The 647-nt window shown below is 67.1% G+C and carries 1 protein-coding gene; it reads right to left on the bottom strand.

Going from position 1 to position 647, the window contains the following annotated elements; translation table 11 throughout:
* Nucleotides 1–647: hypothetical protein (locus ACYVDE_RS25355; RefSeq protein WP_460504283.1), on the bottom strand; the 647-nt coding region annotated here is incomplete at both ends.

Genomic DNA, 647 nt, shown 5'->3' with positions numbered 1-647 from the left:
TGGCCTCGGCGGGGCGGTGCCGGGCCAGCAGCACGTCGGCCAGGCTTAGCTGGTTCTGGGTTTGGCCGAAACGCTCGCCGAACTGCTCGTACAGGCGCTGGGCGGCGCGGTGGTAATATTCGGCTGAATCGTAGCGCTGGTGCTGGGCGTACACTAAGGCCACGTCGCTGAAACAGGACGCCAGCTTGACATCGGGCGGCAGGCGGCGGAAGGTGGCCAGCGCGTGCCCCGCGTAGCGCAGGCTGAGGCGGCTCACGGAATCGGGCGAGGGCTGGCCCGAGCGCTGCCATTCGTAATACAGCATCGACAAATGGTTCTGGGCCATGCCGATGTCGGACGCGGAAGTTGGCTTTTGCTGCTGCAGGCGGGCCAGCGCCTGGCGGAAATATTTTTCGCCCTCGACAAAGTCGTGCTGCTGATTGGCAATGCGACCCAGGCCCAGCAGCGCCAGCGAGAGCAGCCGGCCCGCCCGCGGCTCAGTTTCGGCCACCCGTATGGCCTGCTGGTAGTAGCGAATAGCCGCCGGCTCGTCGTGCTGCACGTAGGCCGTCAGGGCCAGGGAGTTGAGCACGTACACCTCGCCCAGCCGAAACTGCAGCTGCCGCGCCAGGGCCAGGCCCTGCCGGCCATAATTCTGCGCGGCGGGG

The sequence above is a fragment of the Hymenobacter agri genome, assembly GCF_054778495.1.
This window is presented reverse-complemented; position numbering and strand designations above follow the sequence as displayed.